The organism is Candidatus Sororendozoicomonas aggregata, assembly GCF_031528575.1.
In the GTDB taxonomy this organism is placed as follows: Bacteria; Pseudomonadota; Gammaproteobacteria; order Pseudomonadales; family Endozoicomonadaceae; genus Endonucleibacter; species Endonucleibacter aggregata.
Genome location: NZ_JAVLSP010000028.1, coordinates 24,956 through 40,116, shown reverse-complemented (window position 1 = coordinate 40,116; position 15,161 = coordinate 24,956). Strand labels below are relative to the sequence as shown.

The window sequence follows — 15,161 nt, the reverse complement described above, 5'->3', positions numbered from 1 at the left end:
TGTGTAAGTGCTGTGAGGCATTGAGCTAACCAATACTAATGACTCGTGCGGCTTGACCATATAACGCCAAAGCGATCTGGTTTACTAGAGACTAGAGACTAGAGACTAGAGACTAGAGACTAGAGACTAGAGACTAGAGACTAGAGACTAGAGACTAGAGACTAGAGACTAGAGACTAGAGACAGCCATATGCGTAGAGTGTCGTGCAAGAATACGGTTTAAGATAATTTTGGATTCCAGGCAGGAGAGCGATCTTCTGCACCAGTTTCGCCTGGCGACCATAGAATGTTGGCACCACCTGATCCCATCCCGAACTCAGCAGTGAAACGACATATCGCCGATGGTAGTGTGGGGTTTCCCCATGTGAGAGTAGGTCATCGCCAGGCACTAATTTAAAACACAGCTGATCCCATCCGCGCTTTACCGCCGTGGGCGCTCAGCAGTGAAACGGCATATCGTCGATGGTAGGGGAGCGAGAGGTTTCCCGGCCTGTGAGAGTAGGTCATCGCCAGGCACTAATTTAAAACACAGCTGATCCCATCCGCGCTTTATCGCCGTGGGCGCTCAGCAGTGAAACGGCATATCGTCGATGGTAGGGGAGCGAGAGGTTTCCCGGCCTGTGAGAGTAGGTCATCGCCAGGCACATTATTTACCTTGAGTTCGCTCAAGGCTGCAAAGCCCTGATCGTTTATTCGGTCAGGTTTTTTTATGGAAAATAAGAAAATATATGCAACATCAGAAGGGGCCATGAGTTTTCGATTATTTGAATTTGAGCGTTGACTGCTTCAAAATAGCTTCTGCTTTTGATCCTAAATATACATAGATACCTAATCCAACCAGTAATCCTACTGCAGCTACCATCATTGCTACGGCTTTGGTTAAATACTCCGGTGATACCAGGACAGATTTAAACATCAATAAAAGTGACTCAATGGAAACGGCTATGAGTATTGCAGAAATAAATCGAGTAATGGTTCGTCGTGTGGAGCTGTGACGGAAAATATCTTTGTGCATCAGTACCTCTTCTTCAAGCGTTGTTTTTCCGAGGTCGAAGATGGCCAGTGCCAGCGTTAGATAGATGATGATGCCAAAGGGCTGAAGATGAAAGTCAGGGGCAGAAGGGTTCTGCAGCATCGCATAAATACTGCTTCCGGCTGAGAACAACAAAATCCCTACCACCGCAAAAAGACCAAGGACAATGAAGCTGTAGATTGAAATAAACAGAGGGTGGAATTTTTTGCGCTGCCGATCCCCCATTAAAAACTCGATAGCCTGTGCAAGGGTAATATCTATGATCAGGAACCCTTTGGTGCTGCCATTGTCATGTGTACAGCGTAATGCGGCAGAGATGCACAAATGCTGGCTGGAGGTGGATAAATAAGGTGGTGTGACAACGACGCTATCACTGTCTTGTGCTAACTTATAATACGGCCTTTGGTGACGTTCAACACCTTGACCGGTACTAGAGATATTGTTGGAAAAAAAGGAAGGGGCAATATTCTGGCTGGTTTGGACGCCATTAGCATCAAGGGTAAATATGAGTTCTACAAAAGGATACTTTTTGGAAAGCCAGGTCATGGCACGTGAAAGGGCGCACTCATCTTCCAGTAACTTTTCGTCAAAGATGCCGGTCACTATAGATGCCATTAACTCATGAATTGCATCTTGATATTCGTTATACCGCTCAATAACGCTGAGGTAGTTCATGGTGGTTCCAAACAAAACGACAGTTTTTATAATCCTGAATTCGTTAGTTGATTGCTTTTAACTTGCTGAGACCCTTATTCCTCATGGGGAAAACGGTGTTCAACTGGTGAATTCAAGGTTATGCAAAAAGTAGACCAGAAATCTATTTTTTTATCGAGTTAGTTACTTTTGAAGACTATAAGAAAAGCATTAGAAATGTATAAATAGCAGTGATGGCGATCACTAAGAGCAGTGGTTTTTTATGAGATATACCCGTCGCCTTTCAGACGGCGATTTTGTTGGAGATGTTCGTTTACCCCATTTACTTACTCTTTGCAGCTTTGCAGCCTTGGAGTTTAACTGATTTTCCGTCGTATAGAAGATTGGAATTATTTGGGTATAGCTGATAGCGATGGTCATCAGGCCAGTAAAAAACAAGGGTAGATCATTGACAAATTAAGGCTTTGGTCATCCATATAAACAGTGGGTGTCCATAGTGCAGTGATAGTGCAGTGATAGTGCAGTGAATGCGGTGGTGCTGTATATTGGAGCAGGGTTTGTCTTTCGGACTTTACTGTAAACTTAGATACGCCGTTGGTATAAGATCTATAGTGTTTTGACAGTATGTGCTACTACTAATGAAAGCAGGCTCATGTTTTTCAATGGAATATGAGAATGGGGTTGCAATAAGATGACAGGTAGCGAGGGATAATAATAATGAGCATTCATGAAAAACTATGGAGAAAGCTTCCTGAAGTGCTTTGTTTTGTTGTTCATGATGACAAAGGGTTCAGTGGCTTTTGCTATCGCCCTTGTTTTGATGAAGGTAATCAGGAATGGGGATCGGATAGTCTGGAACAGTTTGATTGTCTCGATATTAATAGTGTGGTGCTACCAAGGCCGTTTATGCGACTGAGAAAACTGCCTCCCCCGGTAGCTATTTTCCAACGGCCCTCTTCCTGGGATGGAGAGTTACGCCAGGGGGATTCTGTCAAGCTGTCACATACAACACGTACTTATTCTGTCAGTGGTTTTTTTAATCATGAGAAAATATGGTTGGAGGACTCTGAAACCAGGGACATAACATTAACGACGTTAGGCAAGGTGGTTTTGGTCAATGGCATGACCATAAGCGGTAAGAGCCTGAGAACCATTGAAAGCGCAAAGATGCCTGATTTGCCGCCTGAGGTGCACAATGAAACCCAAGTGGACGTTGACAAAGCGATGGCTGTGTTAAGAAGTATGTGTCGCAGTTCAGTGCTGTCAGGATAAAAGACAAATTTACATCGTCCCGCTGGTCTGACCATGGATGCCAAACAGTGTATCAAAGAGCAAGAGCATGCAGTGAGAAAAAGCCACTCACTGCATAGCGCTACGGGTGAATTGGGTAATTGACCGCTTTTAATTTGCTGGGATCTTTGTTTCTGAAGGGAAAAACAACATTAAACTACTGAACTACAATGCTAAGAAGCAGTCTTAAAAGTCATGCTCCTACTACGGCTACGATAAATGGGTCTAAAAAGCCGCTTTCGTTCGTCAAATAGTCCCGCTATTCTCCTCACAAAAGCGACTTTTTATCCTCCATTTCTCGCAGTCCTCGCTACGGGCAGACTTTTAAGACTGCTTCTAAGTTTCTACCTCAAATGTCAGGCCCGCACTATTGGTGAGCTGGTCAATAAATGCCAAATCAAATGCTGTTGAAGGGGTCCAGAATCCTCCGCGTTTTTTCGATGTGGTTATTGCAAGCGCTGCTTGTCCGAGCATTTTTGCCGTGGAGCCATAGCCTGGGTCTTTATCTCCGGTCACGCGGGTTTTCAGAAAATGCCCGTTATCGGTGGTGCCATGAAATAATAGTTCGTATCGACCATTGTCTTGTTCACGCTGGGAAGGGCCTTCTCCGGGTTTAGGCAAAAGCCATGATGTCATGGCCCAGCGAGTGGGTTTAAGAACAGCGCCCACCAGTAAGCTTTTTAAACCCAGGGTAAGAAACAGTGCACGTTTTTTCCCTTTGCTGCCATCACCTGTGATGATCGCTTCGTCATATTTGAAGGCCTCTCCGTACTGCTTATTGAGGAGCGCATTGGTGCGGTGGACAATACGGGTATTGATACCGGCCATAATAAAAGGGGCTGTCCAGGTGCTGAAATCTGTATCATACCGGGGACTCTGTACGTTAAATTGCACAGCGCTGAAACTATGCCCTTTTGGGCACAGTGAAAATGGGTCTTTTAACAATTGACGAAGGGACGCGCTGTTTGTCGCCGCTTTAACAGAATTGATGATGCTGGCAACCGTCCCGCCGGAAAATCCGCCCTTGAGTGTTTTTACCCGCATTTTTACCGTCGTGCAAGGTTTTCCGAAGGCTTGCTGCGCAGCTTGCTGTAAATGGTAGACACCCATATCAGAGGGAATGGAGTCAAAGCCACAGGCGTTAACAATACGGGCACCTGATTGTTGGGCAATGGGTTCATATTTATCGATCATGGCGTGAATCCATGGCACCTCACCAGCAAGGTCACAGTAGTCTGTACCGGACTGTGCACAGGCTTTTACCAGTGGTTCACCGTAAAGAGCATAAGGACCGACAGTAGAAATAATCACACGGGTGTTGTTACACAGTTCAGTCAGTGAGGCTTCATTGTGTGCATCAGCGGTAAAGGTAACAAGGTTTTTTGCTGGCGGACCGAGCTGCTCTTTTAAGGTATCCAGTTTTTTTTGGTTGCGCCCGGCAATAGCCCACGGTGTGTCACTTTCAGTGCCAAGGGTTTCTAAAAGGTAGCGTGTCAGGATTTTTCCCACAAAACTGGTAGCGCCAAAGATAATCATTGTGTACTGATGGTTGGACATAAGGGACTCTTTTTATCGTGACAAGGAAACTCTGTATTGTGAAGAAGACACCACGCGGCTGGCAACAGGAAAGGTGTAAAAGCAGTAATAAGTATAAATGCGTAGTTTATACGTAGAAGTGTTTCTGTTCGTGACAGCCTTATTTCCCAAATACCCGCGCTATCTCGCGCTATCTCGCACTATATTGTCTGTTTTATCCTTTTTACTGGAATTCACGGGGTTTACAAAGTTGGCACGTACTATGCATTTAATATAAGTACAAATCAGGCAGTAGGCTCTATGGATGGAGCATTACACGGACGTAATAAAATAAAAAAGGGAGAGGGAAGTGCCTGGTCTGGTTTTATCGATAGCATCTTGCAAGGATGCGATGAAAACAAAAATTATAAGGACGCAAGGTTCAAGATACTATCGATAGAGCATGCATGGATGCTAATCCGTTAGAAGGATGTAGCATTAAAACAGCCCCCTGCTCAGTTGACCTGAAGGGGGCTTTTTTTTTATCCTTTTGATTGATAAAGTCATGTCAATCCAATCCATTGTAGCTGTTTGAGTCAGGGAAATTCCACCGGGCATTTACTTTCATTTTTGAGAGACAGTGGTTCTGAAATAGTTCTTCAGATCACCCAGGCCACGTCGTTCCGGTGGATGAACTCTCTGGATAACGGGTTCGCCCATCAGGGCGCCGGTTCAAGTCTGAACGACTATACTTTATCGACTAAAATACTATCATCCTGAATTAAATGACTGGCCGATCTCGAGGTGCTGGGAGCCTTATTACTTATGGGTAAAACGGCATTCAACGGCTAAATTCAGGGTTATACGCGTTTTTGGCTGGCAGAACATTGTTTATCCAGGCCGTTGATTTTGACAGGTATTGTTCCCTTGTGAATACCTCTTTATACTCAATTGTGAGACCTTTTTCATTCCTCAGACTTTCTCTACTTTATGACTACGCCGAATAACCCTTCACCATCTGCAGCACTGCCTGAGCATATTGCCATTATTATGGATGGAAACAATCGCTGGGCAAAAAGTCGGTTTTTGCCAAAATTATCAGGCCACAGGGCGGCGACCAACGCAGTAAGAGAGGTGATCCGTTATAGTCGTGAGCAGGGAGTTCGCTATCTGACTTTGTTTGCCTTTTCCAGTGAAAACTGGAACCGGCCAGAGGACGAGGTAAAAGGGTTGATGTCGTTATTACACCTGTCATTAAAGCAGGAGGCCAGAAAGCTCAAAAAGTATAATATTCGTCTGAAAGTGGTCGGTGAGCGTAGCCGCCTGAGCAATAACATTCAACAGGCTATTGACGAGGCAGAGACGTTGACTGCTCAATGCCAGGCTATGACGTTATGTATTGCAGTAAACTACGGTGGTCAGTGGGATATTATGCAAGCCTGCAGGCAGTTGGCCATCAAGGTTAAAATGGGTGAAATGAAGGTAGATGACATCAGCGAGCAGCAGATTGAGTTGGGGCTATGTACACAGGGCATGCCGCCGGTAGACTTGATGATTCGCACTAGTGGTGAGCAGCGTATCAGTAACTTCCTGCTCTGGCAGTGTGCGTACAGTGAGTTCTATTTTACCGATACTCTCTGGCCTGATTTTGGGCCTGCTGATCTGGGTAAGGCTATCCAGATTTTCCGACAGCGAGAGCGGCGTTTTGGGAAAACGTCTGAGCAAGTTGTTTCCTAGGAGCCTGTCCGAGAATAGACTACCCTACTGCGGTTGCGATAAATTGGTCTAAAAATTCCTGCTTCTTCGTCAAATAGCCCCACTATTATCCTCAGAAGCAGAAATTTTTATCCTCAATTTCTCGTAATCCTCGCTACGGGCGCTATTCTCGGTCAGGCTCCTAGCAAGTTGATTTTGTTCGTTTAATCGTCCGCTATTGTTTTTACAAAAGCGGATTTTCATCTGCTTTTTCTCATACTCTTTGTTGCGGGCAGTGTTGCGGGCAGGCTCCTCGATTGTGGAATATACGTGAAAATTTCTGGCGAAAAGATACTCAGGCTCACTGCGGTAGTTGGGCAAAAATGACTCTGAACGCTTAGTCTTAATCAGCAATTTGGACGTGAAACTGTTATGTTGTTGGGTCAGCTCCCTATAGGAAAAGTCATGCCAGCTTTTAAAAAGATAATCATAAATCAATGGTACCAAAACACTTATTATCCATATCAGGGTGTTCAAGGAAAACGTGGGTTGTCGTTTTATTGGCGCCGCTTCATAATTTCCTGAAAAATTGAATAAAAAAGTATTGAAAACAATTGCTATAGAGTTGCATAGGGGCTTCCATGAGTGGCAAAACAGCACGTCAGATTGCCAGAGTTATTTTGCAAGGGTTTGGCGATTACCGTACGCAGTTTACCGATATTACCCTTGGAGCGAGGGACCGCTTTCTCAATGCTGACTGGAGTGGCGCTCAGGAGGCGGCATCTGACAGGATTAATCTATACAGTCGTGCCATCAGAGATGTAATGGAACTTCTGGATGCGCACACTGGAGGGCATTTTCGTGAGCGTGAGCATTGGGCCGAAGCCAGAATGGTGTATATTGACCTGATTTCTTACCGAACAGATCCTGAACTGGCAGAAACCTTTTATAATTCTGTTTATCGCAAACTTTTCCATCATCACCTGGCGTGTAATAGCGAATGCTTTATTAACTCAGAGTTTGAGGGCTTTTCCGTTCACAGTCCGAGGGGTATCTACCGCTCCTATCAATTTCATGGCAACCCTGTTGCCTTGGTGGGGAGGATGATGGCTGACTTTGCCTTTGAGCTTCCCTGGGCTAACCAGCGGCGGGATGTGCGCAATATTATTGTGACACTTAAGGATGCTCTACCAGAGGCGTCGCCTGACACGTGTATGAGGGTTGATATTCTCAAGTGGGTGTTCTACCGGAATAAAGGCGCGTACCTGGTGGGGCGCGTTATCTCAAAAGAAAGTATTCAACCGTTTGTGTTGCCAGTATTAAATAATGAACGAGGGAGTTTATACGTCGATACGATTTTGTACGATAACGATGATGTCAGTATCCTGTTCAGTTTTACCCGTGCCTATTTTATGGTGGATGCCCGTAATCCGTCGGAATGCATTGAATTCCTTCATACGTTATTGCCAGAAAAACCCCGCTGGGAAATTTACAGCTCCATTGGTTTTTATAAACACGGAAAAACGGTATTTCACCGGGATTTTCTCGAGCATATGGCGTATTCTTCCGACAAATTTGAAGTGGCGCCAGGGGTGCGGGGAATGGTTATGGCTGTGTTTACCCTGCCGTCCCTTGACTATGTTTTTAAAATAATCAAAGACCATTTTTCTCCGCCAAAGGATATCACCAAAGAGCGAGTGAAAGACCGCTACTATCTGGTAAAAACCCATGATCGTGTCGGGCGCATGGCTGATACTCAGGAGTTTTCTAATTTGGCATTGCCACGTGAACGTTTTTCAAAGGATTTGCTGGACGAACTGTTGTCTGTGGCTCCTTCTGCCATTGAGGTCAGTGATGACACAGTGTTGATTCATCACTTATATTGTGAGCGACGTATGATACCGTTGAACTTGTATGTTTCTTCGGCTTCAGAGAAAGCGTTGTATGATGTTCTGGACGAATATGGCAACGCTATCAAACAATTGGCAGCAGCCAATATTTTCCCTGGCGATATGCTCCTGAAAAACTTTGGTGTCACCCGCCATGGTCGGGTGGTGTTTTATGATTACGATGAAATCAGTTATCTCACAGAGTGTTGCTTCAGGGATATTCCAGAACCCCTTTATCCAGAACAGGAATTGGCAGCCGAGCCTTGGTATTCAGTTGGGGAAAACGACATTTTCCCGGAGGAATTCCCGGTCTTTTTATTTCCTGACGCGCGTATTCGACAACAGTTCAGACAGTTGCACGGTGACTTATTCACCGCACGTTATTGGCAGGGGGTGCAGGATGAAATTCTCAAAGGGAAAGTGATGAATGTTTTTCCTTATCGCCGTTCACGCCGGTTTATGACAGCAACTGCGTAACAAATTTTATACAGTCTCTTCAGGTAAAATAACTGAATCCACGCTAGGTTTTAGCAGGTGATGTTAGCCCGGATATTTCATAAACATGCTCCTGGCCTTGCTTGCTCCTTGTGGCTCTAAGGGAGTTTTGCTCAGTCGACCGTACTCCCCGGTACGGCGCTCCTTCACAAAATCCCTTAGAGCCGCAAGGCTCTGCGCAATTCTCAGGGCAGTTTATGAAATATCCGGGTTAGTGTGGCGTGGTTGTATGGTTTTTATTCAGGGTATCCGGTTTCTACTGTGTATAGGCTTGTTGGTGGGATGTAGTGCGCAGCCACCTAAAATAAAAACCCTGCCACCAAAAAATACACATGATATTTGTGCGCTGATTAAAAGAAAGCCGCAATGGTACCGTTTGGCTCAGGCTGCGGCTCAACGCTGGGGCACATCGCCCCACATTCTTCTGGCTATTATTCAGGGAGAGTCGGGGTTTAAGCACAATGCCAGGCCGTTGCGCGCCGCTAAAGGCCGGAAGCAGAAAAAATACTTATCGTCGGCTTATGGCTTTGCTCAGGCATTGGATGCTACCTGGAGTCAGTATTGTAAGCATACTGGCAAGCGCGGGGCTCGTCGGGATAACTTTGAAGATTGTGTTCATTTTATTGGTTGGTATAACAACCGAAGTACTCGTCAGTGCGGCATCCGCAAAAATGATAGTTACAATCTCTACCTGGCTTACCACGAAGGACACGTTGGTTTTAACAAACGAACGCATAAAAAGAAAAAGGCCATTTTACATTATGCGCGCGGTGTCGCCGCACAGGCAAATGCTTATAAAAAGCAACTGAAACGCTGCCAGGTGTCCCCTATTAAAAAAGGTGCGCGCAAAAGCAAGTTTATCGACAAACGCGGACTATCACTGAGAATTCGGTGAGTATTGCCGACCAGGAGCCTGTCGGACTTAAGGCAGTTTCGGCCTAAAATCCAGAAAGCGCGAGAAAGCATAAGTCCGACAGGCTCTTGGGGGCCGGGCATCCCAGACGAAGAACGTGACAATGTCTTTCGACGTTTGTACCGGCTGGATAAGCGTCGAAATGAGCAGGGATTTGGTCTGGGCCTGTCCCTGGTAAAAGCCGTTGCAAACATACAGGGTTCAGGGGTTAGCCTGAAAAATGAAAAGGGGCTTGGTGGTAGCGGTCAAGGCAATAGTGACACAGTACTCATCAGCGAGCCGGTAGAATGGGCGATGGTAGATCTTAGCGCTAACTGGAATAGTTGCGATACCTCGGTACTACTTACATCCCGTAGGTATTCAATCAGTACAGAATCCATTTCGTTGATCATACTGTTACTTAATCCGAGACGTTGGAATTGTTCGGTTAAGTAACTGTATGCGTTGGAAAGCCCTGAAGTGCTGGTGCTTTTTTTGCCCAGTGCTGGCACAGCGCTCAATAAGCTATTGGCGTTCGGGATCGCAGCTATGACTTTTGTATAGTCCGTGCTGGACAGCATATTGGCCGCTACATTCAACAGGACACCTGCGCCACCTACAGCCTGGCCATAAGTGATGCCAAGGGAATTTGTAAGGGTGAGGGGCAGACTGCTTTTGTCAATGATGGTTTGAGGCTGGGTTTGTGAAAAATACGGGATTTTACTACAGCCCGGAAAGACCGAAAGCATGAAAACAATACATGAAGGCGTGAGGAGATGCCTGAAGATAAAGGGAGTCATAAGATACCTGAGAAAAAAAGCCAAGCTCTGAAGATAGACAATTTTTCAGTGCCCTGCCTGAATTGATTATTGTCTTAAGTCCGACAGGCTCTTGGCTCGGCTTCATGGGGAAGATCTACTGACAGAGAGAGTAAATAGAGTTTGGCTTGTTAAATGGAATATTTTAATACATTTTTGATCGATCAGCCTTTTCCTTAAATATAACTTCCCTGATATCGCACAAAGCATTCGCATGTTTTTTAGATAAATTATTACATATCATTTCCACTCTATCAGAGAATTCTCTAGGACGGCATGCTTCACTGTCAAAAAAATATTCACCTGAGACTGGGGAAAAGATATAAGTATCACCAAAAAACGTCGTATATATCCCAAAGCAAGCGCAGAAAAAGTCCTCTTCCATGAAAGAGTATATATACGCTTTTGAAGCACCACCTCCACCAGAATTAGCATCTATTGCTTTCAGGAAGGCCTCTTTAGGGGGGCAACTAGAGAGCAGGTTCACGGTACGCTCGACACCCATCATCCCCAAAAAGGCGAGCGTTTGAAGTGGGAGCGGATTATCAACAATATTCCCGGACCCGAGTTCGAAATCGTGTTCGCCCATTTTTGGAAAGGGTCTCAGGAAATGACCACTCGTGAATAACTCAGCCGGAAGCCGGTGAAGAATAAGCATCATTCTATCTGCAGGGATAGAATGTTTCCGCTCAACGCCATTATTCATGATCTTATTCATAACGGTAAGCCAACTCACCGTGGTGGCGAATTCAAATTTTGGCGGGCTGCATTTTATCTGGTTTTGTCTCAGGTCATCTACAATAAAAGCTGTTTGTTCTACATTACACGTCTTTCGTCTTTCGTCTTTCATACGTTATTGCTCGACTTGTTAACACAGTGAAATGTGTCACTCGTATTTTTTTATTCATTATATCATCAGTATACTAACGTGACCTCAAGAGATGGTATGGCTCTGTTCGAGTATTGTGTTAATAGACCCATTTGTCGGTAAATTCTCGATCAATTGGACGTGTGTTAACTTACGTGAATGCAGCGCTCTTCACCAATCGGGGTACTGATTATTCACTGGCAACAAGATCATGCTGAGCAAGCATGTCAGCACGTCAGCACATAGTTGTGTTTTTGGGTTCATATGACCTTTAAGGCAGGCTTCTTATCCTCCCATCACACAGGACTCATTGACTTTTACTGGTTTGTATTTATTAAGGGGGAGCAGCTTCGGGTAGTTGCAGGAAATCACTATTTTCATCAATGCCACCAAACGATGGGTAACGTGACGTTATTTTAGCCTATCAATTTCATACCCGAATAGAGCTTGATCTACTGATCAGCGCCCACGCCTTCTCTAATTTTATTAAGTATCATTTCGTACTGTTTTACTAGCATCAAATGTTCGGGACTGCCTTTTTTACCCGGGAAGGCGTTAGTGAGTTTTCTGATTTTTTGTAATACTCTTTTTCCTTTTGTTTCAAGGGTGCAATGCTTTATACTTTTGATGTCCTTTCTTAAGGGAGGCACTTCATAGGTAATATCCCATTGTATATTTTCTATCCCCGTCCCTTTCAACCAATGTAAAAATTCATGTTCATCCCGACAGGCAATCATCTGTGGAAAAGCCGTTTTAAAATTCTGAGATAACCATTTTGCGATCTGAGTGTTATCATCAACTGACCGAAGAAGGATATATTTCCATATGTGATCAGACAGTCTTTCAAGGGACGACCCAGGCAACGACTTACCTGTATCCGATGCAGTGGCAGAATCTCCGGGGTCCATTTCATCACTTTCCCGTATTGCGTTATTGAGGGAAATCATTAAAGTAGATCGAGAGAAGTCGTCACCATCGGTATCGCATACCATAAGAAGATAGCTAAACACTAAAGGGTCAGTAAGACTAAGCCAGTCTCCCAGGCCATAGTAAGATGATTCTTCCAGAAAATAAGTAACGATAGCATGAGCGCTCCAATTTTCGTTAACAAAACTAGAGGCGATAGGAAATAGCAGTGGGTAAATCAATGACAGATAGATGAACTTTTCAGTACTGATTTTGTTTTCTGTATAAGCAACATATATTTTACCATACGACTCCTTTGCTTCTTCTTTAATTCTAGTTGAATTAGCAGTATGTTTTTTTGATTTTTCATATTTTTTGCGGGCCTTTTCAAGTCTGGGAGTCGGTATGGAAACGAATTCTTCTCCAATAAATGACGTTTTCAGTAAATAAAAAGATGCTGTGTTATATAAAACAATTGAGTCATAATTATATTTTACACTGCCTGATTTCATCGCAATGAGCTCGCAGGCAAGATTAAATGGTTTAAAGACTTCTATAGTACCAAAAAGATCATTGGTTTTTTTAATGTGATCAACTACGTCGTTGTTATAATTATTGACCTCAATAAACTGAAGGGTTTCGTTATAAAGATCATAGCAATAACCATCAGCAAACATAAAAAAAGCAATAAAAAAACTGGCACGTCTCATCGTCTACTCATCCTTCTGTTCAGAATTACGGACACTTTTTATTATGCAGTGACATGCGGCGATATGTGGCAATAGCGCCGGAGTGACTGAATCGCTGATAAGTGTCCATGATTTTTTTATTCTTCACGGTTAACCCTGAGCCATTAAAAACGTTGCTCAGAGGAACACGTTAGCCTTCGCCTTCTGAGGCTTTTTGACACTGAGGATAGCATGCCGTGTCGTTTTAGCCTGGTTATTTATGAAAGGCTTCTTGAGCTGGTTGGGTTCTCACACCCCATTGGGATAAATAATGCCAAGGGAGTTTGTAGGGGGGGGGAAGACTGCTTTTAGTGCATTAATAGTGCATTAAAGTGTGAGAAAATGCCCAAAAGAAAGGGCGTTCGGAGCCCCTGAGAAAAAAGACAGACGCTGAAGATAAACCGTTTTTTCGTGTTTTGCTTGCAGTGATTGGTTGCCGTGAGCCTGTGGGCGGATGATGTCACTGTCATGCCTTGCGGGGTATTGGTATTATCAGTTGATGGTCTATGTTTTCAATAAGAAAGATGAAGTGTTGATTATTTATGGAACAGTTCAAGCATGTGGGAGTGACGGGCCGTCATGGGCGGTCTGAAGTGGCAGATACCTTGCGTCGGCTGGTCACGTTCCTGGAAAGTCGTGATGTCACTATTGTACTGGATTCCCGGATTACGGATATGATCCCCAACCACTGCCATCCTATCTGTGTGCGTGATGCCCTTGGAGAACACTGTGACCTGGTGATTGTAGTGGGGGGGGATGGCAGTTTACTGGGGGCTGCCCGTGCACTGGTGGATTTTGGTATACCGGTGATTGGCGTTAACCATGGCCGGTTAGGATTTTTAACGGACATCTGCCCCAGTGAGCTGGAAACGCTTTTGTCGGAAGTGCTCGATGGTCAGTACCTTGAAGAAAACCGCTTCCTTCTGGAGGTGGAAGTAGAGCGTAATGGGCAGATTATTGATGAAGGCTGCGCGTTGAACGATGTGGTACTGCACCCTGGCCGGTCCACCCGCATTATTGAATTTGAATTGTTCATTGACGGGCAGTTTGTTTACAAGCAGCGCTCCGATGGTATTATTATCGCCACGCCCACGGGATCAACAGCCTACGCCCTGTCGGGAGGTGGCCCTATTATGCACCCGGCGTTAGATGCGATTGTTCTGGTGCCCATGTTTCCCCACATGCTCACTAATCGCCCCCTGGTGATATCAGGTAACAGCGAGGTCAGGCTGGTGATTTGTGAAGTGGATCATATCGACCCACAAATCAGTTGTGATGGTCAGATTCATCTGTTAGGTCATCCTAACGACAGTATTACCATTCGTAAGAAGGCCAGGCAGCTCAAGTCGCTACATCCCGAGCACCATGACTTTTACGATGCCTGCCGCTCTAAACTTCGCTGGAATCATCAGGAGCATTGCCGGTGAGAGAACTATACCGGGTGCTGAGCGTGCCTGTGGGTCAAGACTTGAGTGCCTTTTCTTACTTTTTGTCCAGGCAGGGGCTTTTCCATAAAATTACCGAAGAGTCAGGGCAACAAGTGATGTGGGTGGCCGATGCCCGATTGATTGAAACAGTCACTGGCTACTTTGAGGATTGGCAGCGTGGGTTAATGCAGTTAACCCCCGCGCCTGAACGCCAGGGGTTTAACAAGACGGCCTTTATCAACGGGAAACGTATTAGCCAATACCCGATGACCTGGTGCTTTTTGCTGGTGTCCATTGGGGTGTCTTTGATCAGTGGGTTTGGCCAGTTTTTGTCGGTGATAGAGCCTTTCACTTTTGTCCCTTTTGAGCAGGTGCCACAAGCCACCGGTGGTGAGCTGATTGCCTTTGGCACATTAACAATGACTCTGGACTACGGTCAATATTGGCGGTTGATTACCCCTGTTTTTTTGCACTTCAGTTTATTACACCTGGCATTTAATATGGTGTGGGTTTTTGATTTGGGTCAGCGTATCGAAGAGAAACACGGGCCATGGCCGCTGTTTTTTCTGGTGCTGGTAACAGGTATTGCCGCCAATGGCGTACAATACTTTTTTGGCAGTGCCAATGCCTTGTTTGGTGGTTTCTCGGGGGTGATTTTTGCCTTGCTCGGGTATTGTCTGGTACGCGAGAAACTCGATAAATCGTGTCAGTTCGGTATATTGCCGGCTGTTTATGGGTTTATGCTGATTTATCTGATTATTGGCTATACCGGCGTATTCGATGGTATTGCTGGTGGTCGGGTTGCCAATGCGGCGCATACGGGTGGGCTGTTATCAGGTGCGCTGGTTGGAGCGCTGGTCGGGTTGCTCTTTAAGTGTAAAGCCCGCCAGGACTAGCCCGGATATTTCATAAACTGCCCTTAGAGCCGCAAGGAGCAAGCAAGGCCAGGAGC

The 15,161-nt window shown here is 45.2% G+C and carries 12 protein-coding genes, 1 rRNA gene and 1 pseudogene; 8 read left to right on the top strand and 6 right to left on the bottom strand.

The window, feature by feature from the left end; translation table 11 throughout:
- The first annotated feature begins 270 nt into the window (after positions 1-270).
- Positions 271-386 (top strand): 5S ribosomal RNA (gene rrf, locus V4C51_RS07575).
- 373 nt (positions 387-759) lie between these two features.
- Here the strand turns inward: rrf and V4C51_RS07570 are convergent.
- Positions 760-1,707, bottom strand: a complete 948-nt coding sequence (locus tag V4C51_RS07570) for a PDC sensor domain-containing protein (protein WP_330925540.1) — start codon at positions 1,705-1,707, stop codon at positions 760-762.
- Between the two features lie 696 nt (positions 1,708-2,403).
- On the opposite strand from V4C51_RS07570, the gene V4C51_RS07565 reads away from it, so the two are divergent.
- Positions 2,404-2,958 carry a hypothetical protein gene (locus V4C51_RS07565; RefSeq protein ID WP_330925539.1) on the top strand — a complete coding sequence of 185 codons (555 nt, stop codon included), beginning with the start codon at positions 2,404-2,406 and terminating at the stop codon, positions 2,956-2,958.
- A 354-nt stretch (positions 2,959-3,312) separates the two neighbouring features.
- Here V4C51_RS07565 and V4C51_RS07560 read toward each other — a convergent pair whose 3' ends face one another.
- On the bottom strand, positions 3,313-4,533 hold the full coding sequence (locus V4C51_RS07560) for a saccharopine dehydrogenase family protein (RefSeq protein ID WP_330925538.1): 1,221 nt from the start codon (positions 4,531-4,533) through the stop codon (positions 3,313-3,315).
- 948 nt (positions 4,534-5,481) lie between these two features.
- On the opposite strand from V4C51_RS07560, the gene uppS reads away from it, so the two are divergent.
- Positions 5,482-6,228: a polyprenyl diphosphate synthase gene (uppS, locus tag V4C51_RS07555; protein ID WP_330925537.1), complete on the top strand. Its 747-nt coding sequence runs from the start codon at positions 5,482-5,484 to the stop codon at positions 6,226-6,228.
- A gap of 69 nt (positions 6,229-6,297) precedes the next feature.
- Here uppS and V4C51_RS07550 read toward each other — a convergent pair whose 3' ends face one another.
- Positions 6,298-6,693 (bottom strand): hypothetical protein, encoded by a 396-nt coding sequence (locus V4C51_RS07550; protein ID WP_330925536.1) that lies wholly within the window; start codon positions 6,691-6,693, stop codon positions 6,298-6,300.
- Positions 6,694-6,827: 134 nt separating this feature from the next.
- Here V4C51_RS07550 and aceK point away from each other — a divergent pair, with 134 nt between their 5' ends.
- From aceK to V4C51_RS07535, 3 genes and pseudogenes are all read left to right on the top strand, one after another.
- Positions 6,828-8,552, top strand: coding sequence for a bifunctional isocitrate dehydrogenase kinase/phosphatase (gene aceK / locus V4C51_RS07545; RefSeq protein WP_330925535.1), 1,725 nt, complete (start codon positions 6,828-6,830; stop codon positions 8,550-8,552).
- Positions 8,553-8,799: 247 nt separating this feature from the next.
- Positions 8,800-9,465: a transglycosylase SLT domain-containing protein gene (locus V4C51_RS07540; RefSeq protein WP_330925534.1), complete on the top strand. Its 666-nt coding sequence runs from the start codon at positions 8,800-8,802 to the stop codon at positions 9,463-9,465.
- 3 nt (positions 9,466-9,468) lie between these two features.
- Positions 9,469-9,699, top strand: a pseudogene (locus V4C51_RS07535) (ATP-binding protein); the annotation flags it as partial.
- Positions 9,700-9,728: 29 nt separating this feature from the next.
- Here the strand turns inward: V4C51_RS07535 and V4C51_RS07530 are convergent.
- The 3 genes from V4C51_RS07530 to V4C51_RS07520 all read right to left on the bottom strand — a co-directional run bounded on the left by V4C51_RS07530 (position 9,729) and on the right by V4C51_RS07520 (position 12,764).
- Positions 9,729-10,211 (bottom strand): DUF2780 domain-containing protein, encoded by a 483-nt coding sequence (locus V4C51_RS07530; protein WP_330925533.1) that lies wholly within the window; start codon positions 10,209-10,211, stop codon positions 9,729-9,731.
- 214 nt (positions 10,212-10,425) lie between these two features.
- Positions 10,426-11,130, bottom strand: coding sequence for a hypothetical protein (locus tag V4C51_RS07525; protein WP_330925532.1), 705 nt, complete (start codon positions 11,128-11,130; stop codon positions 10,426-10,428).
- A 470-nt stretch (positions 11,131-11,600) separates the two neighbouring features.
- Positions 11,601-12,764 (bottom strand): hypothetical protein, encoded by a 1,164-nt coding sequence (locus V4C51_RS07520; protein WP_330925531.1) that lies wholly within the window; start codon positions 12,762-12,764, stop codon positions 11,601-11,603.
- A 560-nt stretch (positions 12,765-13,324) separates the two neighbouring features.
- On the opposite strand from V4C51_RS07520, the gene V4C51_RS07515 reads away from it, so the two are divergent.
- Positions 13,325-14,209 (top strand): NAD(+) kinase, encoded by an 885-nt coding sequence (locus V4C51_RS07515; RefSeq protein ID WP_330925530.1) that lies wholly within the window; start codon positions 13,325-13,327, stop codon positions 14,207-14,209.
- Positions 14,206-15,105 (top strand): rhomboid family intramembrane serine protease, encoded by a 900-nt coding sequence (locus V4C51_RS07510; RefSeq protein WP_330925529.1) that lies wholly within the window; start codon positions 14,206-14,208, stop codon positions 15,103-15,105. Before V4C51_RS07515 ends, V4C51_RS07510 begins: the two co-directional genes overlap by 4 nt.
- Positions 15,106-15,161 lie beyond the last annotated feature (56 nt).

Coding starts and splice junctions, on each gene's coding strand:
- V4C51_RS07525 (WP_330925532.1), bottom strand. CDS start 11,130: ATGAAAGACGAAAGACGAAAGACGTGTAATGTAGAACAAACAGCTTTT.
- uppS (WP_330925537.1), top strand. CDS start 5,482: ATGACTACGCCGAATAACCCTTCACCATCTGCAGCACTGCCTGAGCAT.
- V4C51_RS07520 (WP_330925531.1), bottom strand. CDS start 12,764: ATGAGACGTGCCAGTTTTTTTATTGCTTTTTTTATGTTTGCTGATGGT.
- V4C51_RS07565 (WP_330925539.1), top strand. CDS start 2,404: ATGAGCATTCATGAAAAACTATGGAGAAAGCTTCCTGAAGTGCTTTGT.
- aceK (WP_330925535.1), top strand. CDS start 6,828: ATGAGTGGCAAAACAGCACGTCAGATTGCCAGAGTTATTTTGCAAGGG.
- V4C51_RS07530 (WP_330925533.1), bottom strand. CDS start 10,211: ATGCTTTCGGTCTTTCCGGGCTGTAGTAAAATCCCGTATTTTTCACAA.
- V4C51_RS07560 (WP_330925538.1), bottom strand. CDS start 4,533: ATGTCCAACCATCAGTACACAATGATTATCTTTGGCGCTACCAGTTTT.
- V4C51_RS07570 (WP_330925540.1), bottom strand. CDS start 1,707: ATGAACTACCTCAGCGTTATTGAGCGGTATAACGAATATCAAGATGCA.
- V4C51_RS07515 (WP_330925530.1), top strand. CDS start 13,325: ATGGAACAGTTCAAGCATGTGGGAGTGACGGGCCGTCATGGGCGGTCT.
- V4C51_RS07540 (WP_330925534.1), top strand. CDS start 8,800: ATGGTTTTTATTCAGGGTATCCGGTTTCTACTGTGTATAGGCTTGTTG.